This window comes from Paraburkholderia sp. SIMBA_027, from assembly GCF_046535315.1.
Classification (GTDB): domain Bacteria; phylum Pseudomonadota; class Gammaproteobacteria; order Burkholderiales; family Burkholderiaceae; genus Paraburkholderia; species Paraburkholderia tropica.
In genome coordinates this window covers 1-236 of record NZ_JAWRWY010001594.1, presented here as the reverse complement: position 1 = coordinate 236, position 236 = coordinate 1, and the positions used below count along the sequence as shown (strand labels likewise).

General features: G+C 55.5%; 1 pseudogene. It reads left to right on the top strand.

The features are described from left to right. Positions 1 to 236, top strand: a pseudogene (locus SB764_RS44555) (acetyl-CoA carboxylase biotin carboxylase subunit); the annotation flags it as partial.

Here is a 236-nt window from a genome sequence, read left to right as displayed (position 1 = left end):
CCAGAAGGTGCTGGAAGAAGCCAATTCGCCGGCACTGACCGTCGAACAGCGCATGAAGATCGGCGAGATTTGCGCGAGCGCCATGCGCAAGCTGAAATATCGCGGTGCAGGCACCATCGAGTTCCTTTATGAAAACGGCGAGTTCTATTTCATCGAAATGAACACCCGTCTTCAGGTGGAGCATCCGGTGACGGAAGCGATCACCGGCATGGATCTCGTGCAGGAACAGATCAGGG